The organism is Cupriavidus sp. 22TCCZM04-2, from assembly GCF_057798895.1.
Genome location: NZ_JBYOJS010000005.1, coordinates 196,021 through 219,657, shown reverse-complemented (window position 1 = coordinate 219,657; position 23,637 = coordinate 196,021). Strand labels below are relative to the sequence as shown.

Sequence of the window (23,637 nt, the reverse complement as noted above, 5' to 3'; positions counted from 1 at the left end):
CGGGTTGCTTCCGGCAACGCGCGATTTGCACAGCAATATAAGGTGACATCGCCCACGGGGGGCATTGAGGCGCCAATCATAAGCGCGGTTTCAACGGCGGTGCAAGCCAGCCGCACCGGTGTGAAATCCGCCGCTACGCGGCGCACCGTCCCCCGGCAAGCAACCACTCCAGCACTTCCGGGACATCTGCCTGCACACCGGGCATGGTCGTGCCCCGCGCGAGCATCCGTTCCAGTACCTCGATATGCGGCAGCACCGTGCCGTAGAACTGCGCCGGGCCGCCGGCCACCGGCTGGACCAGCAGCGTGGGGAAATTCTCAATGTCGATGTCGTCAAGCCGGTCCGCATGCGTCTCGATATCGATCCACACATAGCAGTCCTCCGGATGGCGCGCGGCCAGCGTGGAGAACGCCTGCAAGTAATCGCGGCATGTCCCGCACCATTGCGCGCACAGACAGGCGACCAGCCGACCTTGCGGGCGGTCGGACAGCGCTGCGCCGATGGCGGCAACGTCACGTTCGGGAAAGTAAACGGTCATTACGGTTCAAACATGAGCCTCTTGCGACACCGAGGACCGCCGATTGTATCGGCAATACGTCCGGGGCCACTGGCGAAGTCTAGGACAGACCGCGAAAGAGGTTCCCCGGTAGACGCTCCGCGCGCCCCTCCAGTTCCAGCTCGAGCAGCCGGGTCGCCAGCGTTTCCGGTGCCAGCCCGCTGCGCTCGCATAACGTGTCAAGGGTGACGGGCTCGTGTGTCAGCATGGCGAGCAAGGGATCATCCGGCGCGTCGGACCGTGGCAGTGCTGCGTTCGCCACCTTCTCCGGCCCGACCGCGAGGCCGAACTCTTCCATCACGTCCTGTGGCGACTCGACCAGCTTGGCCCCCTGGCGGATCAGGAAGTGGCATCCGCCCGAAAGCGGCGCGTGGATGGAACCCGGAATGGCAAATACCTCGCGGCCCAGGTCCGCAGCGAGACGGGCGGTAATCAGCGAACCCGACCGGGCCGCCGCCTCCACCACCAGCACGCCTCGGGCGAGCGCCGCGATCAGGCGGTTGCGCCGCGGGAAGTTGTCTTTGAACCCCTGCATGCCCAGCGGGAACTCACTGACGATCGCGCCGTGTTCGGCGATGCGGTGCGCCAGGTCGAGATGGCGCGCAGGGTAGACCCGGTCGGCGCCGGTGCCGATCACCGCCACCGTACCGCCTTCGCCCGCCAGGCCGCCCTCGTGGGCCGCCGCATCCACGCCCCGCGCAAGCCCCGAAACCACCGTCTGGCCGGCCTGGGAGAAGGACCGGCCGAACGCCTCGGCATCGGCCTTGCCCTGCGCCGTGGCATCGCGCGCACCGACGATGGCAAGCGCTGGCCGCGCCAGCGCGGCGGGGTCGCCCTTGATATATAGCAGCGGTGGTGGGTCCGTCAGGTCGAGCAGGCGCACCGGGTAGCGCGGATCGACCAGCGTCAGCAGATAGTTTCCGGGTTGCTCCAGCCACGCCATGGTCTTGGCCAGCGCCTGGCTCAAGGTGGCGCCGGGCGCAGCCAGAATCGCTGCGGCGAGCTTGCGCGGCACCACCGACGACAGCGCCTCCACGCTTTGGGCGAATACCTGCTGCGGCAGGCCGAATGCCGCCAGCAGCAGGCGCACCGTCACCGGTCCGATGCCCGGAGCGCTGGCCAGTCGCAGCCACGCCAGCGTGTCATCCGCGTCCGGCCATGCGGCGGCCGGCACCAGACGGGCCGTCAACGCGGAGAGATGACGCGATCGCCGACCTCGATCACGTTCGAGGCATCGGTCACCAGCGCGTACGACACGGTCGGGAACACCCGGAACACAAAGGCCAGCCCGTAGCGCTCGTCGGGAAGCACGATATGGCGGTTGCCATCGGTCCGGTCGGCCACGACTTCGCCGGTGCGCGAGAGCGCGAGCACGTGGCCCGGCTCCAGGCCGGCATTGGTGCCGACATTGAGCACCACGACCTGCTTGGCGCCACCGTATTGCACACCGCCGTAGACCTTCGCGACACGGCCGTCGACCTGGGTTTCCGGTGCGCGCGGCACGTAGCGAAAGGCCTCGCGCGTCGGCTGGGGCACCAGCAGCGTGCCCACGCCCATTTCCTGCTGGGCCTGCGTCACGCGCAGCGTGGAAACCGCGTCGGGACCGTCGGCGGCGCGGGCCACGCGCACATTGCCTTCATATTCGGCCTCATACCCGAGTACCTGCCCCGTGACCGGATCATGCACCGGCGTGACCGGCCGGAAGGCCTGCCAGTCGCTGCCCACGGCAGCCGCGTCCGGCGCGATGCCGCGCGCGTAGGCGGTGTCGCCGCGACCCAGATAAACGTGCGATTCGGGCACGGCAACGATGCGCGCCGAGGTGTCCAGGGTGCCCTGGTCCACCACCAGCGGACGGATCAGGAAAGGCTCGATGTCCTTGGCCGGAATACTGAAAATGGCCGCGCCTTCGGCGTCGCCGCGCACGTGCGGCGTCAGCTTGACGGTGTCGTTGGCGCCCGGCGTGGTCGACAGCCAGGCCCGGCCATCGCGCTGGATCAGGTACAGGACCTGGCCGGGATAGATCAGGTGCGGATTGCGGATCTGCTGCCGATTCATGCCCCACAGCTCGGGCCAGCGCCATGGCTGGCGCAGGTACTGCCCCGAAATGCCCCACAGCGTGTCGCCCTTGCGAACCGTGTACTGCGACGGGGCATTGGGCGACAGCTCGCTGGCGGGAATCCCTTGCTGCGCCACGCGCTGCGCTGCGGCGTGCTGGGCCGGTGATACCGTGAGATCTGCCGCCATGGACGGAGCAGTTGCGGCGACGGTGATGCCGGCAGCACTCCAAATGGCGAGGGTGAACGCATGCAGCCTGCGGCCCGACGCCGCCTGGTGTTCTTTGGTAAGATCGCGCATTTTCGTGAACCGGCTGGTAGAGCAGCCGGATTGACCCTGGAGAGCGTGCCTGCTGCGGCGCGCCTTGAATTTTTGTACTAGCGCCCCGATTCTGCATGTAATCCCCCGCCGCCGCAACGCGGCCGGACAGCCCAGAGCCGCCGGCGTTGCGCCCTAGCATCATGGCAAAACTCGACATCCTGACCTATCCCGATCCCCGTCTGCATACCGTGGCGAAACCCGTCAAGGAAGTGGACGACCGCATCCGCCAGCTGGTGAAGGACATGGCGGAAACCATGTACGAAGCACCCGGCATCGGGCTGGCGGCCACGCAGGTCAACGTGCACGAGCAGGTGGTGGTGATCGACTTGTCGGAGACGCGCGATGCGCTCCAGGTCTTTATCAATCCCGAGATCGTCTGGGCCAGCGACAACCGCAAGGTCTGGGAAGAGGGCTGCCTTTCCGTGCCCGAGGTCTATGACCGCGTAGAGCGCCCCGACCGCGTGCGCGTGCGCGCGCTCAACGAAAAGGGCGAGCGCTTCGAACTCGACGCCGATGACCTGCTGGCCGTCTGCATCCAGCACGAGATGGACCACCTGCTTGGCAAGGTGTTCGTCGAATACCTGTCGCCGCTCAAGCAGACCCGCATCAAGTCCAAGCTGCACAAGCGCGAACGCGCGCGCATGTAACGGACATCCACGACGGGACATGCACGGCGCCAAGGCTGGGACAGCCGCGCCGTGTCTGCTATCGTTATGGCTTCCGAAGTCAGGAACGTACCGGCCGCTATGCGGCCGGTTCTGTTTTCAGGTCCGCATCAGGGAGCCAGTCATGTCCGCAGCCAAGTCCCTGCGTGTCGCCTTTGCCGGCACGCCCGAATTCGCGCGTGTCGCGCTTGAAGCCATCCATGCCGCCGGTTTCCCGGTGGTCGCCGTGCTCAGCCAGCCGGACCGTCCGGCCGGACGCGGCATGCAGTTGCAGGCGAGCCCCGTCAAGCAGTTCGCCGTCGCCCATGGCCTCGAGCCGGTGCTCCAGCCGCGCTCGCTGCGCCGCACGGGAAAATATCCTGAAGAGGCCGCGGAGGCCGTCGACACGCTGGCGAAGATCGCGCCCGATGTCATGGTGGTGGCCGCCTACGGACTGATCCTGCCGGCCGAGGTGCTGGAACTGCCGCGGCTCGGCTGCCTGAACATCCACGCCTCGCTGCTGCCGCGCTGGCGCGGCGCAGCGCCGATCCACCGGGCGATCGAAGCCGGCGACGCCGAGACCGGCATCACACTGATGCAGATGGACGAAGGCCTGGATACCGGCGCCATGCTGTCGCGCGAGTCGGTGCCGATCGGCGTCGACGACAGCACCGGCACGCTGCATGACCAGCTGGCGTCGCTGGGCGGCCGCATGATCGTCGACGCGCTGCGCAAGCTCGCCGCGGGCGAGACGCTGCCCGCGACGCCGCAGCCCGATGCCGGCGTCACCTACGCCGAGAAGATCGGCAAGGACGAAGCCCCACTGGACCTGCGCCGCCCGGCGGCCGAGCTGGCCAGCCAGGTGCGCGCGTTCAACCCCTTTCCGGGTGCCACGCTGCAACTCGACAGCACCGTGATCAAGTGCTGGCAGGCCGTGCCGCTGTCCGCCGGCAGCAGTCTTCCGCATCCGGCGGGCACGGTGCTGGCCGCCGACGCCACTGGCGTGATCATCGCCTGCGGCGACGGCAGCGCGCTGCAGGTCACGGAACTGCAGAAGCCGGGCGGCCGCCGCCAGCCCGCGCAGCAGTTTCTGCAAGGGACGCCGCTGCTGCCGGGAACCCGCTTCGCCGTGCCGGCCGCGGCAACCTGACGCCCCCATCTGAAGTGCGGATTGCGTACCCTGGCGGGCACGGTCATCATCTCTGGGTGTGCGGCCGGCGTGGCTGCCACGCTGCATTCCGCGAGCCGCGCAAACCCGTTGAATTTTCAGCGTTTCATCCCTATCTAACGTTCAGCGCGCCCCGCAGTGGCGGCGGCGCACCGGACGACTACACGGAGATCACGTCAATGTTCAACTGGGTCAAGACCTTCATGCTGATGGCCGCCATCACGGCGCTGTTCATCGTCATCGGCGGCATGATCGGCGGACGCAACGGCATGATGTTCGCGCTCGTGATGGCGCTGGGCATGAACTTCTTCTCCTACTGGTTCTCGGACAAGATGGTCCTGCGCATGTACAACGCGCAGGAGGTCGATGCCGGCAGCGCGCCGCAGTTCTATGGCATGGTGCAGGACCTGTCGCAGCGCGCCGGCCTGCCGATGCCCCGCGTCTACCTGATCAACGAGGACGCCCCCAACGCTTTCGCCACCGGCCGCAACCCCGAGCACGCCGCCGTCGCCGCCACCACGGGCATCCTGCGCGTGCTGTCCGAGCGCGAACTGCGCGGCGTCATGGCGCACGAGCTGGCGCACGTGCGCCATCGCGACATCCTGACCTCGACCATCGCCGCGACCATGGCCGGCGCGATCTCGGCACTTGCCAACATGGCGATGTTCTTCGGCGGACGCGACGAGAACGGCAACCGCAGCAATCCGATCGCCAGCATTGCCGTGGCGATCCTGGCGCCGCTGGCCGCTTCGCTGATCCAGATGGCGATTTCCCGCGCGCGCGAATTCGAAGCCGATCGCGGCGGCGCGGAGATCAGCGGCGACCCGCAGGCGCTCGCCAGCGCGCTGGACAAGATCCACCGCTATGCGCAGGGCATCCCGTTCCAGGCCGCGGAAGAACATCCGGCCACGGCGCAGATGATGATCATGAATCCACTGTCGGGCGGCGGCATCGCCAACCTGTTCTCGACCCACCCGGCGACCGAAGAACGCATTGCCCGCCTGATGCAGATGGCGCAGACCGGTACGTACCCGGCCTGATGCCAGCCGGGCCGCGGCGCCAAAAACCGGGTGCCCCGCCTCGCACAGGGTAAACTGCCCGCTGTCTTGCTTGCCAGGCCAGCGGGCTTTTTCTTGCCCGCGCGGCGCCGCCTGCGCCTGCCTGGCCTGTCGGCCGTTGCCACGCCCCTTGTCCTATTGTCTTAAGCCTTACCGATATGCGCCTGCCCCACGAATCGCTTGCCTTCCAGATGCTCGGTGCCGCCATGGCCGTGCGTGCCGTCAATGAAGGCACAGCCCTGCCGCAGGCCATCGAAGATACCGCCACGCATCTGCGCCTGGACCGCGTGCGCGATGCCGCCACGCGCGGCGCGCTGCAGGACCTCGCCTACCGCACCATGCGCCAGTTCGGCACGGCACGCGCGCTGGTGACGCAACTGGTCACTCGGCCGCCCGGCGCGCAGGTGGACTCCTTGCTGGCCGTCGCGCTGTCGCTGCTGCTCGAAGGCGAGGAGGGCGACTCGGCCAAGGTCGGCCGCGGCGGCTACAGCGCGTTCACGGTGGTGGACCAGGCCGTCAGCGCCGCCGCCTCCGAACCCAAGACTGCGCACGCGCGTGGCCTGGTCAATGCCGTGCTGCGGCGTTTCCTGCGAGAACAGAAGCCACTGATGGCCGAAGTGAACCGCGACGAGCAGGCCCGCTGGAACCTGCCGGCATGGTGGCTGCGCATGCTGCGCGAAGCGTATCCCGACCATTGGATGGCGCTGGCCGAAAGCGCCAACGTACGTCCGCCGATGACGTTGCGGGTCAACACGGCACGCATCCCGTTGCAGCAATACCTGACGGAACTGGCCAATGCCGGCCTGGCGGGCCAGGCCATCGGCGCCCAGGCCGTGCGCCTGGTGCGCGCATTCCCGGTAACGCAGATTCCGGGATTCGCGCAGGGCGACGTGTCGGTGCAGGATGCCGGCGCGCAACTGGCTGCGCCGCTGCTCGAAGTGGCCGACGGCATGCGCGTGCTCGATGCCTGCGCCGCGCCCGGCGGCAAGACCGGCCACCTGCTGGAACTGGCCGACATCGACGTGACCGCGGTCGAAAGCGACGCGCAGCGCGCCGGCCGCATCGACGAGAACCTGTCCCGGCTGGGCAAGCGCGCGCATATCGTAGTGGGCGATGCCAGCCGGCCCGGCGACTGGTGGGACGGACAGCAGTTCGACCGCATCCTGGCCGACGTGCCGTGCTCCGCGTCCGGCATCGTGCGCCGCCACCCCGATATCCGCTGGCTGCGCCGCGAAGCCGATATCGCCCGGCTTGTCAATGAACAGCGACGCATCGTTTCGCAACTCTGGCCGCTGCTCAAGCCGGGCGGCATTCTGGTCTATGTCACCTGTTCTATTTTCCCAACGGAAGGGGAGGAGCAGGCGCGCTGGTTTGGTGCACAGTTGACAGATGCGATACGATTGCAGGCACCGGGGCAGCTATTGCCCGGTTCCCAAGCAACACAGCCCGCCAGCGACAACGATGCTGGCCGGGACGGCCTGCCGTCTGATCATGATGGCTTCTTCTACGCCCGCTTCCAGAAACGCGCCTGATCTGATCCGATGGTAAGCACGCTGCGCTTGTCAGACTTCCGCGTCCCTGCAGACCGCGTACGCGCGGTTGCCGTGGCGTGGTGCGGTGACACGGCCGGCGCGCTGCGGCGCACGTGCGCGGTGCTGGCATTGGTGCTGGCCTGCCTGCTCTGGGCGGGCGCCGTCGGCGCGCAGGCCATCGAAGCCACCGAGGCGCGCATCGAATACCAGGACAACGGCTTCGACCTCACGGCAAGCTTCGACTTCGACCTGCCGCCGGCGCTCGAAGACGCGCTGAACAAGGGCATCTCGCTGTATTTCATGGTCGAGTTCCAGCTCACCCGCCCGCGCTGGTACTGGTTCGACGAAAAGCCCGTCAATACCAGCCGTACCATCCGCCTGTCCTACCAGCCGCTCACGCGCCAGTACCGCGTGTCCACGGGCGGCTTGCAAGTTCCGTTCGCGCGCCTGAAGAGCGCGCTGCAGTTCATCCAGCGCGTGCATGGCTGGCGCGTGTTCGACCGGGGCGCGGTCAAGCCCGGCGAGTCCTATCATGCCGAGGTGCGCATGAAGCTGGACCTGTCGCAGCTGCCCAAGCCGTTCCAGATCAATGCGGTCAATACGCGCGAGTGGAACCTGGCTTCGGACTGGCGCCGCTTTACCTATACCGTGCCCACCGACCTGAACGCGCCACCGCCACCGCCGCCGCCTGCGCCCGTACCCGCGCCTGCGCTGCCGGCCTCGCCGGCCATGCCGGCATCGCCTCCGCTACCCGCGTCGGCGCCGGCCGCGGCAGCCGAAACGCGTGGCAGCCCGTTCGCCCAGACCGTGTCGACCGCACTCTCGCCGTTCGCGCTGGTGCAGACTGTCCCCGGCCAGCCATGAACAGCAGCAGTCTCTGGGACAGCCGGTTTCGCCGCGTGCTTTACCGGGTGGTGGTCGGGATCATCGTGTTCCTGGCGCTGGTGCTGGTGGGCCTGCTGGCCGGCGCTTCGGCCAACACCGAATTTTTCGACCGCTACTTCACGCTGCTGTTCAAGATCAACCTGGTCGTCGGCGCGCTGCTGGTGATCACGGTCGGCGCGCTGGCGTTGACGCTGTGGCTGCGCTATCGCCGCGGCAAGTTCGGCACGCGCCTGATGACCAAGCTCGCCGTGTTCTTCGGCGTGGTGGGCGTGCTGCCCGGCGTGCTGATCTACCTGGTGTCGCTGCAGTTCGTTTCGCGCAGCATCGAATCATGGTTCGACGTGCGCGTGGAAACCGCGCTCGAAGCGGGCCTGAACCTGGGACGCTCGACCATCGACAGCGCCCTGGCCGATCTGCAGGGCAAGGCGCGCCTGATGGCCGACCAGCTGAGCGGGCCGTCCGGCATGGCCACCTCGCTGCAGCTCAATCGCCTGCGCGAGCAATACGGCATACAGGAAGCCGCGATCTTCACCGGCAGCGGCCGCGTGCTGGCCACGGCTTCCAGCAGCTATGCCACGCTGGTCCCCGACCTGCCGTCGGGCGTGCTGGCCGAGCAGGCGCGCCTGGCAGGCGGCTACGCCGCGGTGGAAGGGGGGTCGGATCCGTCCGTGGATGGCAACAGCACCGAGCGCATCGACAGCAGCCACCTGTACCGGCTGCGCGTGATCATTCCGCTCGGCGCCGCGCCTGCCGGCGATACCGGCACGGCCACGGCCGCCGCCAGCGCCCCGCGCGCCGCCGCGCCGAAGACGCGCTGGGCCGGCTCCGGCCTTTCGGTGGAGCGCCGGCCCGAGGATTCGCCGTCGAGCGGGTTCGGGCTGGTGGGCGACACCGTGCGTGAAGAGCGTTACCTGCAGGTCGTGCATCCCGTGCCGGCCGTGCTCGCGCGCAATGCGGATGAAGTGCAGCGCGCCTACCAGGAGTACCAGGAAAAGGCGCTGGGCCGCACCGGCCTGCGCAAGATGTACATCGGCACGCTGACGCTCACGCTGTTCCTCGCGGTGTTCATCGCGGTGATGCTCGCGCTGCTGCTCGGCGGCCAGCTCGCGCGTCCGCTGCTGATGCTGGTGCAGGGAACCAAGGAAGTGGCCGAAGGCGACCTCTCGCCCAAGCGCGAACTGAAGAGCCGCGATGAACTCGGCATGCTCACGCAGCAGTTCAACCAGATGACGCGACAGCTTGCCGAAGCGCGCCTGGCGGTCGAGGAAAACCGCAGCGCGCTCGAGCAATCGAAGGCCTACCTGGAAAGCGTGCTGCAGAACCTCACCGCCGGCGTGCTGGTGTTTGACCGGCGCTTCGTGCTGATCACCGCCAACCCCGGCGCCGAGCGCATCTTCCGCCAGCCGTTCGGCGCCGTGCTGGGGCTGCCGATGGAACATATTCCCGGCATGGGTCCGTTCGGCGAGATCGTGCGCCAGGCCTTTTCCGACCAGAGCACGCGCGAAGTGCTCGGTGGCGCCGAGCACTGGCAGAAGCAGATCGAACTGCCGCAAGGCCATGAAGAGCAGCCGCTGACGCTGCTGGTGCGCGGTGCGCGCCTGCCCGGCGGCGAACGCGACGAGCCCGGCTACGTGGTCGTGTTCGACGACATCTCCGACGTGATTTCGGTCCAGCGGTCGGTGGCCTGGGGCGAAGTCGCGCGGCGCCTTGCGCATGAGATCAAGAACCCGCTCACGCCGATCCAGCTGTCTGCGGAACGCCTGCAGATGAAGCTCTCGCCAAAGCTTGAGGACAAAGATGCCGAGGTCCTCAAGCGCGGCGCGGCTACGATCGTTAACCAGGTGGCGGCGATGAAGCGCATGGTCGACGACTTCCGTGACTATGCGCGCACGCCACCGGCGGTGCTGCAGTCACTGCAGATCAACGCACTGGTATCCGAGGTGTTGCACCTGTATGGCATCGACGACCACACCGTGCACGAGCATCCGGTGATCCATGCGACGCTGGACCCGGGCCTTCCCGAGATCAAGGGAGATCCGACGCAACTGCGCCAGGTGATACACAACCTGTTGCAGAACTCGCAGGATGCCGCGGCCGAGAACGTCGCGGCCGGTAGGGCGGCGCCCCATATCGCTCTACACACCGAGACTGTAGAATATAAAGATTCTGCCGGCGAAAACCGTCAGGCAGTCAAGCTAACCATTGCGGACAATGGTCCCGGCTTCGCACCGCGTATCCTGAGCCGTGCGTTCGAGCCTTATGTGACCACCAAAGCCAAGGGCACGGGCCTCGGCCTGGCGATGGTAAAGAAGATCATTGACGAACACGGCGCGCGCATTGAACTGCGCAATCGAATGGACGGTGCCGAGATCGTCGGTGCACAGATCTCGATCCTGTTCGTTAAACTGGCATAGTCAACTTGGCGGTCCGTCACGGAGCGCTACGGTGGGGTTAAGAGGGGAAGTATGGCAACGATCCTCGTAGTCGATGACGAAATGGGTATTCGGGAACTGCTCTCGGAAATCCTGAGTGACGAAGGCCATGTGGTCGAGGTCGCCGAGAACGCGCAGCAGGCACGCGAGTACCGGGCGGGCACGACCCCTGATCTCGTACTGCTCGATATCTGGATGCCGGATACCGATGGCGTGACGCTGCTCAAGGAGTGGTCCGCGCAAGGCCAGCTGACAATGCCCGTGATCATGATGTCGGGCCATGCCACCATCGACACCGCGGTCGAGGCCACCAAGATCGGCGCACTGAATTTCCTGGAAAAGCCGATCGCGCTGCAGAAGCTGCTGTCGGCGGTCGAGCAGGGCCTGGCCCGTGGCATCGAACGCCCGCGCACGACGACTGCTGCGACACCCGCACCCTCGGCGCCTGCCGTGGACGCTGCCCTGGCGCCTGCAGCCGCCGAGGCCGGCAGTGAAGCCGCGCCAAATGGCAGCAACGCGGCCCGCCCGCCTGAAGCCGAGATGCATTTTTCGTTCGACATGCCGCTGCGCGAGGCGCGCGACCTGTTCGAGCGTGCCTACTTCGAGTACCACCTGGTGCGCGAACACGGCAGCATGACCCGCGTGGCCGAGAAGACCGGCCTGGAGCGCACGCACCTGTACCGCAAGCTCAAGCAGCTCGGCGTGGAACTGGGCCGCAACAAGCAGGAACCCGCGGAGCAGTGATGCAATGAACGCTTGACGGGCACAAGATCCGTTGCTATAGTTTCGCTTCTTTGGCCCGGTAGCTCAGTCGGTAGAGCAGAGGATTGAAAATCCTTGTGTCGGCGGTTCGATTCCGTCCCAGGCCACCAGAACATCAAAAGCCCGACTCATCGAGTCGGGCTTTTTGTTTTGGCGCCGCCGTTCCGCACGCCGCTATCCGCCCAGCGATACAAACCAGATCTAAAAAGATTTGACTTGGCTGTCGTTAGACATATCTCTACGATTGCCTGATGCCGAAGACGTATCGGACTCGCGCACACAGAATGCGCGGCCGGCTCAGGCTGTTTCTATTTGGGGGTCAATATGGATACGCTGTCCGAGGCAGGCATCGGCTGGCCGCAGGAAACCGAAGCCGCCGAACGCGGCATCTGGAAGAGCACCATGGCCGCGGCCAGCCACGCGCTGGGCGCGGCAAGGAATGTGCAGCAGGCCATGGCGCAGACCCTGAAGCTGCAGCAGAAGATCCGCGCATTGCGCGATGAACTGCACCACGCCGAGGCCGAGCGCGATGTCTACCGCGAGCTTCACGCGCGTACGGTGGACGAACTTCACCAGGCTGTCGACCGGAGCCCCGCCGAAACCAAGCGGCTGCGCGCCGAAGCCGACGCCCTGCAGATCCGTCACCGTGCCTACAAGCTGCTCGTGCAGCATTACATGCGCATTGGCACGCCCATCGATCCGACGGTGTTCGCCGAACAGCGCAGCCGCGTGCAGCAGCACATCCTGTTCCAGCGCCGCCGCGGCATCCCGGTCGCAAAGATCGGCGTAGAGGATATCGCCTTCCTGTTGCGCTGAGCGCGTCGCGCCTGGGCTTCGGCCACACCGCGGCCTGATTCCATACCTGCGGTCTGTTCACAAGATCGCGCGCGCGCATTGACGCCCATCGCCGCCGGCGGAAAACTTCGCGTTCCGGCGGACCCATGCCTGGGCGCCGGTTTTGTTCCCGATCGAGGCGTCGTCTCAGGCGACGTTGCGCATCCCGCTGCTACGCTGCTGTCGTCCTCTCTTTCGGCCTGATGTCCTGTTCCGTGCAGGACATGCCTGCACCCCGGCCACACATGCCCCAGCCCCTGAAGACCTTGCGCCGCGCCAAGCGGTCGCTCAGCATGACCTGTTCCCTGATGACCGCCGCCGCGGGGGCGCAGCAGTGAGTACGCTTTCGCGCCGGCTGGCGGCAGAGGGACTGGGTACGGCACTGCTGATCGCCGTGGTGGTGGGTTCAGGCATCCGCGCCGAGCGGCTGGCCGGTGGCAATGTCGGCCTGGCGCTGCTGTGCAATGCGCTGGCCACCGGTGCGGGGCTCATGGCGCTGCTGGTCGCGCTGGGACCGGTGTCCGGCGGGCATTTCAACCCGGTGGTGAGCCTGTCGGGGCTGGTCCAGGGCACGCTCTCGCCGCGCACCGCGCTGGCCTACGTGCTGGCGCAGGTCGGCGGCGGCATTGCCGGTGTGATGGCCGCGCATGCGATGTTCGGCGAACCGGTGCTGGCGTGGTCGGCCCAGAGCCGCACGGGCCTGCCGATGTGGTGGAGCGAGTTCGTGGCGACGTTCGGGCTGGTCGGGGTCGGCATCGGCACGCTGCGCAGCCGTCCGGGCCTGGCGCCGTTTGTCGTGGCCGGCTATATCACCGCCGGCTACTGGTTCACGTCATCGACGTCGTTCGCCAACCCGGCGCTGACGATTGCGTGCGCGATGACCAATACTTTCACCGGCATCCGTCCCGTCGATGTGCCAGGCTTCGTGATCGCGCAGATTGCCGGCGGACTGAGCGCTACGCTGCTGTTCCACTGGCTGTACCGCAAGCCGGCCACAGCGGTACAGGCCGCGCCCGCGGCGCACTGGCACCAGGCCAGCGCTGGCGCGACTACCAGCGCCGATTGAGCTGCACGCCAAAGATCGAGCCGCTGTTCTGCGTGGCCCAGGCCTCGGCCGGGGCCGTGAAGGCGAGGCCATCGACATCGGTGGCGCGGCTGTAGGTGTAGAACGCGCGCAGGTTCGCATTGCCGGCGGACTTGCCCAGCGTCAGCGTCGGCGCGACGGTCAGCGCGGTGCGCTGTCCGCTGGCGCCGAAGCCGGACGAGATCTGGTCCCGCGCCACCTCGAAGACCAGCTTGAACTGGTCGCTGGCGACATAGGCCGGGCGGATCCGCGTGGCCGCCCACTGCAGCGTACCGACAGGCGAGCGGTCGAACTGCATGCTCGATTCGACCGAACCGCCAAGACCCGACTTCCCTTTCCACTCCAGCGATTCCGCGACCCGCACGCGCGACAGCGACTCCCCCATGCCCGTGTAGCCCGCCATGGCACTGCGCGCTCCGGAGCCGAACTGCAGCCCGACCCGGTTGGTACCGGCGAGCACGCCTTTCTGCTCATGCATCGCCGACGCCCACCAGGCACTGCCCGAGTCCGCCACCACGGATTGTGCTTCGACGCGCGTGAAGCCCAACTGCACCGAACCATGCGGATTGGTCGCGATGGGCGCCGTGCGCAGCGAGTGGTAGCTCGGCAGGTTCTGCCCGTTCTGGTCATTGCGGGCGGTGTACTGGTAGCTCAGGCCGATATCGCCGAGCACGCGCGCATTGTCCACGCCGAAGCGCATGGCAGCGGAATTGGGGGGCAGCAGGCCGGACGACATCAGCAACGGATCGCTGTCGCGGCGGCCAGCCCACATGGTGGCGCCGTCCAGCACCGACAGGCCGTTCACGGCCGTGTAGAACTGCGGCACCAGCGCGTAGGGATCGACCGCCGCGGGCCGGCCGTTGACGGAAGTGGCATCCGTGCCGCGGGCCTGTGCGATCAGCATGACCTGGGCGCCCCCGTCGAGGTCGAGCACCGACTCGCGGATCTTGACCTCGCCCGCGCTGCGGCAGGCCAGGCCGTGGCCGATGCCCGTGGACAACGCGCCGCCGGCACAGGCGCGCATGGTGGCGTCGCGCTCTTCAGCGGCGGCACGGCCGCTGTAGCTGAGGCGCCAGACGGAATCGACCGCGGCGTCGTCGGCCGGGAGCTGCGAGCGCAGTACCGGCGGTGCGTCTGACGGCGTGGCATCGCTGTTGTCACCTTGCGCAGGCGGTTCGGGCAGGAAGTGGCCAAGCTTTGCGGGGAACAGCACCACGGGCGCAGGGGGCGGGGCGGCGGAATCGGGCGGGCCGACGAAGTCATCCTCGGACGGCGTGGTGGCCTGTGCCACCTGTGCATCTGCCGAAGCGGGCGCAGCGGGCGGCTCCGCAGCCTTGGGCGGCGCTTGCTCGCCGGCAATCAAGGCAGCGAGCGGATCATCGGCCGGCGTGGCCATGGCCAGCACGCGCGGAGCCGGTTGCGCTGCCTGGATCCGTGGCGGAGCCAGCGACTGGAGGTCCTGCGGCGTCTGCGCGCACGCCGTCATCCCCCAGGCAGCCAGTACGGCAACACTCAGGCGGCGGCGGGGAAAGCGACGGCAGGAAGCGGCAAGGAATTCGGACAGCATGCAACGAACGGACCGGTACGGCAGACCCGGTGTGGGGGTCTTTTTTTAACAGCCGCACGATTTGACCGCAAGCCGGGTTACAAAATCCCACTACGTTGTCCTAATCACAATACGAAAAGCGCAGGGCGCATGGCACGGCTTCGGACGCGATGTTCCGATTGCGAAGCCGCCTTCCAGATTAGCGAAAACCCGGACTTGCGCAGGGCTCCGTGCCGAAAAAGGCACCGCTATAATCGGTGGTCTTGTCTTTCGGGTAAGACAGCTCCGGCCTGTTACGAACGGGTGTCTCAAGGCGGTTGGATATCGTCCCGCGGGTTCTCGTCCGCAACACGCACCGCGTGCGCCCACGGCACCATCCCGGCCAAGGGCCCGTCACGGTCGGTGCAAGGCGCGATGACACGATCGGCGCCCAGGCCCGCATCCGCACCAATATCTATAAAAGAGGAGAAGTCAATGCAGCGTCGTTCCTTCCTGTTGAAAGCGTCGGCAGTGGCCGCAACCGGGGCACTTGCCGCATGCGGCAAGGATGAAAAGGCCGCAGCACCGGCCGCAGGCGCCCCTGCCGCCCCGGCCGTCGTCGGCAGCAATCCTGCCGTGGAATGGCGCCTGGCATCGAGCTTCCCCAAGTCGCTGGACACCATCTTCGGCGGCTCCGAGCTGCTGGCCACCCGCGTCAAGGAGCTGACCGACGGCAAGTTCAACATCAAGGTCTTCGCCGCCGGTGAAGTCGTACCAGGCCTGCAGGTGCTGGACGCGGTGCAGAACAACACCGTGCAGATCGGCCATACCGCCGGCTACTACTACTTCGGCAAGAACCCCACGCTGTGCTTTGACACCACCGTCCCGTTCGGCCTGACCGCGCGCCAGCAGAATGCCTGGATGCTGCAAGGCAACGGCATGAAGCTGATGCGCGAGTTCTTCAAGGAATACAACGTCGTCAACTTCCTGGGCGGCAACACCAATGCGCAGATGGGCGGCTGGTTCCGCAAGGAAATCAAGACCGTGGCCGACCTGCAGGGCCTGAAGTACCGCATTGCCGGGTTTGCCGGCGTGGTGCTGTCGCGCCTGGGCGTGGTGCCGCAGCAGATCGCCGGCGGCGACATCTACCCGGCGCTGGAAAAGGGCACTATCGATGCAGCCGAGTGGGTGGGCCCGTACGATGACGAGAAGCTCGGCTTCTACAAGGTGGCGCCGTACTACTACTACCCGGGCTGGTGGGAAGGCAGCGCGCAGTTGTCGTTCTACGCCTCGGCCAGCGAGTTCGAGAAGCTGCCGGCGCTGTACAAGCGCGCGCTGGAAACCGCCACGATCGAGGCGCACACCACGATGATGGCCAAGTACGACACGGTCAACCCGCAGGCGCTGGCCCGCTTGCTGGAAAACGGCGTGAAGCTGCGCCCGTTCTCCAAGGAAATCATGGAGGCCTGTTTCAAGGCGACGCAGGAAGCCTACGCCGACGAAACCGCGAAGAACCCGTCGTTCAAGAAGATCTACGACGACTGGCGCGTGTTCCGCAACAACGAGGCAGCCTGGTTCAACGTGGCCGAGCAAGCATTCGCGCAGTTCAGCTACTCCCGCAAGCTGTAAGGACGCGACGCGGGGGCAGACCCGTCCCCGTCAGCGCAAACCCCGTGTTCCTGTGAAGGCACGGGGTTTTTTGTTTTGGGCGAATGCAATGCCGGAGCCTGCCGCGCTTCGGCAACAAAACACCCCCGCCGGTAGAATCGCGCGCAGCATCTATCGGAACTCTCCATGCGACTCGGCATCCTTTACGCACTCCTGGCCTACACCATCTGGGGGCTGCTCCCGCTCTACATCAAGTCGCTGCCCGGCATCGCGCCGGCCGAAATCCTGCTGCACCGGATGGTCTGGTCGCTGGTGTTCCTGGCGGCTATCCTGGCCGTCAGGCGCCAGTGGGCCTGGCTTGGCAAGGTGGTCACGGACCGGCGCCTGATCCTCGCCTTCGCCGCAAGCGCCGCGCTGCTGTGCGGCAACTGGTTCCTCTATATCTGGGCCGTGTCGGCCAACCGCGTGGTCGATGCCAGCCTGGGCTATTTCATCAACCCGCTGTTCAGCGTGCTGCTCGGCGTGATGTTCCTGCATGAACGTCTGCGGCCGGGGCAATGGTTGTCGATCGCGGTGGCGGCAGGCGGGGTGGCCTGGCTGACGATCGCTTCCGGCCAGCTGCCGTGGATTGCCCTGGCACTGGCGGCGACCTTCGGCGGCTACGGGCTCCTGCGCAAGACGGGCGCCCTGGGGGCGCTTGAAGGCCTGTCGCTCGAGACGCTGCTGCTGTTCCCGCTGGCCGCCGCGGCGCTGGCCTACCTGTTCGCCACCGGCCAGGACAGCTTCCGGCACGCAGCACCAGGTACGCAATTCTTGCTGCTGATGGCAGGTCCGGTCACCGCGGTGCCGCTGCTGTTCTTTGCCGCCGGAGCCCGGCGTATCCCGCTGTCCCTGCTGGGCCTGCTGCAGTACACCGGCCCGACGCTGCAGCTGCTGCTCGGCGTCTGGCTATGGCATGAGCCGTTTCCGCCGCAGAAGCAGATGGGTTATGCGCTGATCTGGATATCGCTGGTGATGTATGCGGCGGAAGGACTGTGGGCGGGCACCCGGCAAAAGTCCAATTCCATGAACGTGAAAGATGAACCAGCAAATCAATGATCATCTTTCATTCATTGCATTGATGAAATACAAGGCTGGATCGTACCATTTCGGTCTGAATCCATCGATACGACAAATGACGTGGTAACCATCAACGACATCATCATAAATAGCTTCGATGGATGGAGAGGTTCCACCATCCCTTCACCGCATGTCCGCCAACCCGCCTCCGTCCAGAGAACCTGCCGTCCAGCGCAAGATCATCCATTGCGACTGTGACTGCTTCTACGCGTCGGTCGAAATGCGCGACGACCCGTCGCTGCGTGGGCGCCCCATGGCGGTTGGCGGTGCCGCTGACCGGCGCGGCGTGATTGCCACCTGCAACTACGAGGCACGCGCATTCGGCGTGCGCTCGGCCATGTCGTCGGCGCAGGCACTGCGGCGTTGTCCCGACCTGCTGATCGTGCGCCCGGCCATGGACAAGTACCGCGAGGTCTCGCGCCGGATCTTCGCCATCTACCGCGAGTACACGGCCCTGGTCGAACCGCTTTCGCTGGACGAGGCCTATCTCGATGTGAGCGCGTGTGCGCACCACGGCGGCAGCGCCACGCGCATCGCCGAGGAAATCCGGCGGCGCGTGCGCGAGGAGGTGGGCGTCACGGTATCGGCAGGGGTCGGGCCGAACAAATTCGTGGCCAAGATCGCGAGCGACTGGAACAAGCCCGACGGGCTCTTCGTGGTACGGCCGCTGGCAGTGGACGCCTTTATCGCCGAACTGCCGGTCGGACGCATCCATGGCGTGGGTGCGGTCACCGCGGCCAAGCTCAAGCGCCTGGGCGCCGAGACCTGCGGCGATCTGCGCGACTGGCCGGCGGAGCGGCTGCATCGCGAGTTCGGACGCTTCGGCGCGCGGCTCTATGACCTGTGCCGCGGCATCGACCACCGCACGGTATCGCCCGAGCGCGAACGCAAGTCGATCAGCGTCGAGGAGACCTATGCCGACGACCTGCCCGACCTGCAGGCCTGCCTGGCGGAACTGGAGCCCCTGATCGCCATGCTCGAAGCCCGCATTGCCCGGGCGCAGGCGCACGACACCATCGACAAGCTCACCGTGAAGCTGCGCTTCGCGGACTTCCGCCAGACTACAGTGGAATGCCGCGGCCACGCGCCGGATCGCGATACCTACGCCCGCCTGCTGGCCGAGGGCCATGCACGGCGCGGCTTGCCGGTACGGTTACTGGGCGTCGGCGTGGGCACGAGCGATCGCGATACGTCGCAGCTCGAACTGTTTCCCTGAGCATATCTACGCAACCAATCAACACACTATAAATATTAAAAATCTGATTCGTCACGCGAATAATCTACTGCAGATTGTTCCGCATGATCAGCAGCCAGGGCATATGCGAGTTGGTCACGCCATCGAGCAGACCCGAATCGCCCAGTTCGATCTCCTCCATCGATACGGATTGCTGGACGTTGCCGCCAATGGCCTTCACCAGCCGCGCGGCGCGATCCACGGAGACCACGATGTCGCAATGCATAGGCGTCGTGCCAAAGCCGATCTCGGCGATGTCATCGAGGTACCTGTCCCGCCCGCGTGGCGCGCAGATGATGTCGCCGGTGCGCGGCAGCGCAGGAACGGGTTCAATGCGGAAGGCGGGCCGGGGCAGGATGCCGTCGCGCGCGTCCGCGACATACATCGAATGTGACTGGCCGGTCAGGAACTGGCGGTCGTCGAGTCCGGCCTTGCGCAGGACCCACGAAATGAACACCGCCGACCATGCCCAGGATGGCCGCGTGACCTGCCGGCAATCTGGCGCCTGGCCGACGATGCCCCAGTAGCGCCGCGCCATCTGGCAGCCCAGCGGCGTGGCTTCCATGCCGGTGCCATCCGGAAAGGAAACACAGCCGGCCCCGGCACTGTCCTGGTCCGCATCCTGGTCGGCGGAACCCTGGGCCGGTAGGCTGTCCGTGTCGGCCTGCGCTTCAAGCGGTGGTGGCGCGGGCAGCGGACTGAACGTCACGCACGCGGTATCGTCGCGGCCCAGCCGCACAGTCTGCGAGCCCCAGCGCCGCCATTCCTGCATGGCGATTTCGACGATGCGTTCGCGCGCCGTCGCGCCCGGCGTGGTGACGGGCTGTTCCAGGTCGGGCAGGGGAGTGGCTTGCGGGCGCGCGGGTTCGCTTACCGTGCTGCAGCCAGCGAGCAGTGCCAGCGCGAGGGCCGCACCGAGAACCCAACCCCGCGCCTGTGGAGAAACCTGTGGAATCCGCTGTGGAAAGCGCTGTGAATAACGCTGTGGAAAGGTGCCCTGGTCCGATCGGGGAAGCATATGGCCCCCAATGTTGCGCCGTCCATGCCGCGGCCTTGATCAACCGTGCCTGAACGGCTGTTTGCGGGTCTTGCCGGCCAGCCGCTGGACGGGCCGGGCCCGGGTACACAGGCCTTTGCAGAAGTCTCCTGCCGGCACTGTGGATAACGTTTCCCCGCCCGGCGCGCACCTGCGCCCTTGGGCGACACGGTGGCGGCATGGCGGGAACATGCAAAGCCGGGGGTGCGCAGTGGCCCGCCGGACTTTCCGGGCTTACTGGTTGACGGCGTCCTTGAACTTCTGGCCAGCCTTGAACTTCACCGTCTTGGCTGCTTCCACCTTGATTTCTTCGCCGGTGCGCGGGTTACGGGCCATGCGCTCGCCGCGCTCGCCCTTGCTGAACGTGCCAAAGCCGACCAGGCTCAGCGTATCGCCCTTGGCAACGGCGTCCATGATGGCCGACAGGGTCACGTTCAGTGCCTGCTCGGCCTTTGCCTTGGTCAGACCGTCCACACCGGCTGCGATAGCGTCGATCAGTTCGGTTTTCGTCATGCTTCACTCCGTATCGAGTTGATAAAACACAGACGTCCAGGCACGGAAGGCCGCTAGCGGACCGGACCGGCAAAGACGTCGCGGGCCACATGATACCGTGCCGGACAAGGCGCACTGGACGAGATTGTTACGAGAAGCTATCCGGAAAGCCGCTTCTGGCCGTGACTTTGCTGACCCTCAGCCCCTCTATCCATGGTAAAGCGGCGCTCTATGTGCGGTTTACGCTGCTCTGCCCTGTTGAGGCGCCTCGGCGCCCTTTAAGCGCGTATACGCGCCTGGCAGCCATACGACCTTCCGTTGGGTACCGGAGTGCCCTGAGCAGGCTCCAAAGGCCTGTACGGCCCTTTCCCAAGGCTTGCGCCGGCATCCCGCATCACCCGAGGCGGCCTCGCTCCCTGCCTCCACTACCCACATGCACTATGTTGCAGGTCCCCACATGGGGTTTGCAGCGCTTTTTGCGTATACCTCGGTCGACGTATACGGCGGGTAGGCGCAGTCGACGTGGCAACTGGCCCCGGCGGCAGGTTTACGTCCTCGTTCCCGACCTCGGCTTTCAGGCCACGCGAGGGGTGGTCCGTTGGGTTTACATCTTTCTTTTCATGTATACAAATAGTGGTAGTAGGTAAACGGGGGCGTTTTCTGTGGATAAGCAGGTAAACATCAGGCGGATCAAAGGTTTACGTAAACGAAAACCACAGGGATGCAGTGTTGGCGGACGTGGATGACTTCCGGGTATACGGAAAACGCGCTCGCCGATGGCCAAACTTGTTCCAGTCGCGTCCCCATGCCAGCCCCAGGCAGCCCACATGCAATCCGGCTTCTTATCCACAGAAACGGGCGCCCTTATCCACATTCCCGGTGGTTGCGTATAAGGCTTTGGCGGCCTGATGCGACCCGCTTCCGGGTTGTGATTCGACGTATACGCGCCGTCGATGTCGGCCCGCGTATACGGTGCCCGGGCACGCCGGTATCATCCCGATCGCGTCGAGGGGATCGGCGCCTGCAATGCAACGGAAAGCGACCAGCACGGAAAGGCAAATGGCTGACAAGGCAAAGCGCAAGGACAGCGGCAAGGCAAGCAAGGCGGGCAAGTCGGCGAGTGACCGCATCGAGGTACGCCAGTCGGGGGTGCATGGCAAAGGCGTTTACGCGCTGGCGCCGATCGCCGAGGGCGAGCGCGTGATCGAATACAAGGGCGAGCACATTTCCTGGAAGAAGGCGCTGGAACGCCACCCGCACGACCCGACCGATCCCAACCACACGTTCTATTTCAGCCTGGACGACGGCAGCGTGATCGATGCCAAGTTCGGCGGCAACCGCGCGCGCTGGATCAACCACGCCTGCGCCCCGAACTGCGAGGCGCGCGAGAAGAAGGGCAAGGTGTTTATCCACGCGCTGCGCGATATCGCGGCCGGCGAGGAGCTCTTCTATGACTACGGGCTGGTGATCGAAGCCCGCTATACGAAGAAGCTGAAGAAGGAATTCGAGTGCCGCTGCGGCAATCCGGAATGCCGCGGCACCATGCTTGCGCCCAAGAACAGGAAGTCGGGTAGCAAGTAAGCCTGGCTCAAAGCCTGGCCGCGGCCTGAGCCGCTCGCGTCAGGCGGCCAGCCCGGCCGCTTCGCACGGGATCCGGATCACGAAGCGCATGGTCGGGCGCCGTTCAGGGCTCGCGGCCGGCTCGCGGGCAGTATCTGCCGCCGTGTCCGAGTTGCCGGCCGGCACATCCTCGATGCGGATGGTGCCGTGGTGCAGGCCGATGATTTCATGCACGATCGCGAGCCCCAGCCCGGCGCCAGCGGCCTGGGTCGCCGGCACCTGGTCGCCCTGGCGATCGCCACGGAAAAAGCGCTTGAAGACCTCTTCGCGCCGCTGGGGCGCGATGCCCGGGCCATTGTCTTCCACCATCACCACGGCCATGCCGCGATTGCCGAGCGCCTCGCCGCCCGCGCGTACCGTGATGCGGCCGCCCGGGGGCACGTATTTCACGGCGTTGTCGATCAGGTTGGACAGGGCTTCGCGCATCAGCAGCCGGTTGCCGCGCACCATGGCCGGCGAGCCGCCGGTAAAGGTCGGGCCTGGCAGGACCTCGAAGCCCAGGTCGAGGCGGCGCGCCAGCGCCTGGGGCACCCATTCCGCGCCGGTCTCGAAGGCCAGCGCAGCCAGGTCGAAATACTCCACCGGGCCCAGCCGCTCCAGCGACAGCCCGGGCTCTGCCCGCGCCAGCGACAGCAGCTGGTTGGACAGGCGTACCGCGCGGTCGGAGGCGGTTTGCAACTCGCGCAGCGCGTGGCGGGCGACTTCGAGCGAATCGGCTTCCATGGCACGGTCGGCGTGCAGCTTCACGGCGGTCAGCGGCGTGCGCAACTGGTGCGCGGCATCGGCAATGAATTTGCGCTGAGCGTCCAGCGCGTCCCGCAGGCGCGACAGCAGCGCATTCAGGCCGCGGATCAGCGGCGCCACTTCGGCCGGCACCTGGGTTTCGTCGAGCGCCGCGAGGGAGCGCGCGGTCTGGCGGTTCAGCTTGTCGGTCAGGATCTGCAGCGGCACCAGCTCTTCCTTGAGCACGTGCGAGAGGATCAGGCTGCCCACCAGCAGCAGCAGGATCAGCGGCACCGATACCGACAGCAGGATCTCGTTGGCCGCCGTTTCGCGGCGGTCCAGCAGTTCCGCCACTTCCACCACGATGGGGCCGCGCGTCGCCTTGCCGTCCTCGCTGGTGCCGAGTTCATCGGTTGCCGCGCTCGGCAGCATGATCGGCAGCCGCACCGCGCGGACCTGGCGGCCGCTGAACCAGGCATAGAACAGGCGTGCGTCGTGCAGCGTGGTCTGGCCGGTGCCGTAGCCGAGCCAGGTGTCCATGCCGCCGATCAGCCCGTCCGGGCCATGGATGCGCCAGTAGATGCGGTCGGTGCCTTCGGCCTCGACCAGCGTCTGCGCGATCATCGGGATGTCCTGCTCCAGCCGTGGCCCGGCAATGCGGATCTGCTGCGCGATGCTGTTCGCCACGCCATACAGCGCACGGTCGAATACCTGCGTGGTGTAGTGCGCGGCCAGCCAGTACGAGAGCGAGCCGCTCACCAGCACCAGCGCGAACAGCGGCGTGGCCAGGGCGCGCAACAAATGCACGCGCAGGCTGGCGTTGACCGCCACGCGCGGCGCCTGCGCCGTGCGGCGGGTCTGCGGCGGCGGCGACGGGGTGCCGGGTTCGGCAGCGGAACGGGAGATGCGGGATCGCGGCCACATGGCGCGGAAGCTTCAGTCAGCCGGC

General features: G+C 66.5%; 20 protein-coding genes and 1 tRNA gene. 14 read left to right on the top strand and 7 right to left on the bottom strand.

Features of this window, described 5'->3' with window-relative positions; genetic code table 11:
- Nucleotides 1–133: 133 nt before the first annotated feature.
- The 3 genes from AC3FKG_RS11020 to AC3FKG_RS11010 form a co-directional block, all read right to left on the bottom strand.
- Entirely contained in the window at nt 134–538 is a 405-nt protein-coding gene (locus AC3FKG_RS11020) for a thioredoxin family protein (protein ID WP_488743065.1), read from the bottom strand.
- 79 nt (nt 539–617) lie between these two features.
- Entirely contained in the window at nt 618–1,730 is a 1,113-nt protein-coding gene (dprA, locus tag AC3FKG_RS11015) for a DNA-processing protein DprA (protein WP_483709909.1), read from the bottom strand.
- An 11-nt stretch (nt 1,731–1,741) separates the two neighbouring features.
- Nucleotides 1,742–2,911, bottom strand: coding sequence for a LysM peptidoglycan-binding domain-containing protein (locus tag AC3FKG_RS11010; protein WP_488743064.1), 1,170 nt, complete (start codon nt 2,909–2,911; stop codon nt 1,742–1,744).
- 161 nt (nt 2,912–3,072) lie between these two features.
- Between AC3FKG_RS11010 and def the strand changes: the two genes are divergently transcribed.
- The 10 genes from def to AC3FKG_RS10960 all read left to right on the top strand — a co-directional run bounded on the left by def (nt 3,073) and on the right by AC3FKG_RS10960 (nt 13,313).
- On the top strand, nt 3,073–3,579 hold the full coding sequence (gene def / locus AC3FKG_RS11005) for a peptide deformylase (RefSeq protein ID WP_488743063.1): 507 nt from the start codon (nt 3,073–3,075) through the stop codon (nt 3,577–3,579).
- 142 nt (nt 3,580–3,721) lie between these two features.
- Nucleotides 3,722–4,726 (top strand): methionyl-tRNA formyltransferase, encoded by a 1,005-nt coding sequence (gene fmt / locus AC3FKG_RS11000; RefSeq protein ID WP_488743062.1) that lies wholly within the window; start codon nt 3,722–3,724, stop codon nt 4,724–4,726.
- A 197-nt stretch (nt 4,727–4,923) separates the two neighbouring features.
- A complete protein-coding gene (htpX, locus tag AC3FKG_RS10995; RefSeq protein WP_483709903.1) occupies nt 4,924–5,784 on the top strand; it encodes a zinc metalloprotease HtpX in 861 nt (286 codons plus the stop codon).
- 176 nt (nt 5,785–5,960) lie between these two features.
- Nucleotides 5,961–7,334, top strand: coding sequence for a 16S rRNA (cytosine(967)-C(5))-methyltransferase RsmB (rsmB, locus tag AC3FKG_RS10990; protein ID WP_483709902.1), 1,374 nt, complete (start codon nt 5,961–5,963; stop codon nt 7,332–7,334).
- Nucleotides 7,335–7,343: 9 nt separating this feature from the next.
- Nucleotides 7,344–8,198: a DUF4390 domain-containing protein gene (locus tag AC3FKG_RS10985; RefSeq protein WP_488743061.1), complete on the top strand. Its 855-nt coding sequence runs from the start codon at nt 7,344–7,346 to the stop codon at nt 8,196–8,198.
- Nucleotides 8,195–10,633, top strand: coding sequence for a sensor histidine kinase (locus AC3FKG_RS10980; protein ID WP_488743060.1), 2,439 nt, complete (start codon nt 8,195–8,197; stop codon nt 10,631–10,633). The genes AC3FKG_RS10985 and AC3FKG_RS10980 overlap by 4 nt, the downstream gene beginning before the upstream one ends.
- Before the next feature lie 51 nt (nt 10,634–10,684).
- On the top strand, nt 10,685–11,395 hold the full coding sequence (locus AC3FKG_RS10975; protein WP_488743059.1) for a response regulator: 711 nt from the start codon (nt 10,685–10,687) through the stop codon (nt 11,393–11,395).
- Between the two features lie 52 nt (nt 11,396–11,447).
- Nucleotides 11,448–11,523 (top strand) — tRNA-Phe (locus AC3FKG_RS10970).
- Between the two features lie 214 nt (nt 11,524–11,737).
- A complete protein-coding gene (locus tag AC3FKG_RS10965) occupies nt 11,738–12,229 on the top strand; it encodes a hypothetical protein (protein WP_483709896.1) in 492 nt (163 codons plus the stop codon).
- Nucleotides 12,230–12,581: 352 nt separating this feature from the next.
- Nucleotides 12,582–13,313: an aquaporin gene (locus AC3FKG_RS10960; protein WP_483709894.1), complete on the top strand. Its 732-nt coding sequence runs from the start codon at nt 12,582–12,584 to the stop codon at nt 13,311–13,313.
- On the opposite strand, the gene AC3FKG_RS10955 is transcribed toward AC3FKG_RS10960, so the two are convergent.
- Nucleotides 13,297–14,898: a carbohydrate porin gene (locus AC3FKG_RS10955; protein WP_488743058.1), complete on the bottom strand. Its 1,602-nt coding sequence runs from the start codon at nt 14,896–14,898 to the stop codon at nt 13,297–13,299. The genes AC3FKG_RS10960 and AC3FKG_RS10955 overlap by 17 nt on opposite strands.
- 453 nt (nt 14,899–15,351) lie before the next feature.
- On the opposite strand from AC3FKG_RS10955, the gene AC3FKG_RS10950 reads away from it, so the two are divergent.
- The 3 genes from AC3FKG_RS10950 (at nt 15,352) to dinB (ending at nt 18,799) form a co-directional block, all read left to right on the top strand.
- The gene (locus AC3FKG_RS10950) at nt 15,352–16,485 is read left to right on the top strand and encodes a TRAP transporter substrate-binding protein (protein ID WP_483709891.1); all 1,134 of its coding nucleotides are present in this window, start codon (nt 15,352–15,354) and stop codon (nt 16,483–16,485) included.
- 165 nt (nt 16,486–16,650) lie between these two features.
- Nucleotides 16,651–17,562: an EamA family transporter RarD gene (rarD, locus tag AC3FKG_RS10945; RefSeq protein ID WP_488743057.1), complete on the top strand. Its 912-nt coding sequence runs from the start codon at nt 16,651–16,653 to the stop codon at nt 17,560–17,562.
- A 151-nt stretch (nt 17,563–17,713) separates the two neighbouring features.
- On the top strand, nt 17,714–18,799 hold the full coding sequence (gene dinB / locus AC3FKG_RS10940; RefSeq protein ID WP_488743056.1) for a DNA polymerase IV: 1,086 nt from the start codon (nt 17,714–17,716) through the stop codon (nt 18,797–18,799).
- Between the two features lie 64 nt (nt 18,800–18,863).
- Here dinB and AC3FKG_RS10935 read toward each other — a convergent pair whose 3' ends face one another.
- Nucleotides 18,864–19,835 (bottom strand): DUF2272 domain-containing protein, encoded by a 972-nt coding sequence (locus tag AC3FKG_RS10935; protein ID WP_483709887.1) that lies wholly within the window; start codon nt 19,833–19,835, stop codon nt 18,864–18,866.
- Nucleotides 19,836–20,087: 252 nt separating this feature from the next.
- Nucleotides 20,088–20,366 (bottom strand): HU family DNA-binding protein, encoded by a 279-nt coding sequence (locus AC3FKG_RS10930; protein ID WP_211952706.1) that lies wholly within the window; start codon nt 20,364–20,366, stop codon nt 20,088–20,090.
- A 1,038-nt stretch (nt 20,367–21,404) separates the two neighbouring features.
- On the opposite strand from AC3FKG_RS10930, the gene AC3FKG_RS10925 reads away from it, so the two are divergent.
- Nucleotides 21,405–21,926 (top strand): SET domain-containing protein, encoded by a 522-nt coding sequence (locus AC3FKG_RS10925; protein ID WP_488743055.1) that lies wholly within the window; start codon nt 21,405–21,407, stop codon nt 21,924–21,926.
- A 39-nt stretch (nt 21,927–21,965) separates the two neighbouring features.
- Here AC3FKG_RS10925 and AC3FKG_RS10920 read toward each other — a convergent pair whose 3' ends face one another.
- Nucleotides 21,966–23,612: a sensor histidine kinase gene (locus AC3FKG_RS10920; protein ID WP_483709884.1), complete on the bottom strand. Its 1,647-nt coding sequence runs from the start codon at nt 23,610–23,612 to the stop codon at nt 21,966–21,968.
- Between the last annotated feature and the right edge of the window lie 25 nt (nt 23,613–23,637).

Bases quoted from the DNA above. Each gene is read 5' to 3' on its own strand.
- AC3FKG_RS11020 (WP_488743065.1), bottom strand. From the start codon at position 538: ATGACCGTTTACTTTCCCGAACGTGACGTTGCCGCCATCGGCGCAGCG.
- AC3FKG_RS11010 (WP_488743064.1), bottom strand. From the start codon at position 2,911: ATGCGCGATCTTACCAAAGAACACCAGGCGGCGTCGGGCCGCAGGCTG.
- def (WP_488743063.1), top strand. From the start codon at position 3,073: ATGGCAAAACTCGACATCCTGACCTATCCCGATCCCCGTCTGCATACC.
- fmt (WP_488743062.1), top strand. From the start codon at position 3,722: ATGTCCGCAGCCAAGTCCCTGCGTGTCGCCTTTGCCGGCACGCCCGAA.
- htpX (WP_483709903.1), top strand. From the start codon at position 4,924: ATGTTCAACTGGGTCAAGACCTTCATGCTGATGGCCGCCATCACGGCG.
- rsmB (WP_483709902.1), top strand. From the start codon at position 5,961: ATGCGCCTGCCCCACGAATCGCTTGCCTTCCAGATGCTCGGTGCCGCC.
- AC3FKG_RS10985 (WP_488743061.1), top strand. From the start codon at position 7,344: ATGGTAAGCACGCTGCGCTTGTCAGACTTCCGCGTCCCTGCAGACCGC.
- AC3FKG_RS10980 (WP_488743060.1), top strand. From the start codon at position 8,195: ATGAACAGCAGCAGTCTCTGGGACAGCCGGTTTCGCCGCGTGCTTTAC.
- AC3FKG_RS10975 (WP_488743059.1), top strand. From the start codon at position 10,685: ATGGCAACGATCCTCGTAGTCGATGACGAAATGGGTATTCGGGAACTG.
- AC3FKG_RS10965 (WP_483709896.1), top strand. From the start codon at position 11,738: ATGGATACGCTGTCCGAGGCAGGCATCGGCTGGCCGCAGGAAACCGAA.
- AC3FKG_RS10955 (WP_488743058.1), bottom strand. From the start codon at position 14,898: ATGCTGTCCGAATTCCTTGCCGCTTCCTGCCGTCGCTTTCCCCGCCGC.
- AC3FKG_RS10950 (WP_483709891.1), top strand. From the start codon at position 15,352: ATGCAGCGTCGTTCCTTCCTGTTGAAAGCGTCGGCAGTGGCCGCAACC.
- rarD (WP_488743057.1), top strand. From the start codon at position 16,651: ATGCGACTCGGCATCCTTTACGCACTCCTGGCCTACACCATCTGGGGG.
- dinB (WP_488743056.1), top strand. From the start codon at position 17,714: ATGTCCGCCAACCCGCCTCCGTCCAGAGAACCTGCCGTCCAGCGCAAG.
- AC3FKG_RS10935 (WP_483709887.1), bottom strand. From the start codon at position 19,835: ATGCTTCCCCGATCGGACCAGGGCACCTTTCCACAGCGTTATTCACAG.
- AC3FKG_RS10930 (WP_211952706.1), bottom strand. From the start codon at position 20,366: ATGACGAAAACCGAACTGATCGACGCTATCGCAGCCGGTGTGGACGGT.
- AC3FKG_RS10925 (WP_488743055.1), top strand. From the start codon at position 21,405: ATGGCTGACAAGGCAAAGCGCAAGGACAGCGGCAAGGCAAGCAAGGCG.
- AC3FKG_RS10920 (WP_483709884.1), bottom strand. From the start codon at position 23,612: ATGTGGCCGCGATCCCGCATCTCCCGTTCCGCTGCCGAACCCGGCACC.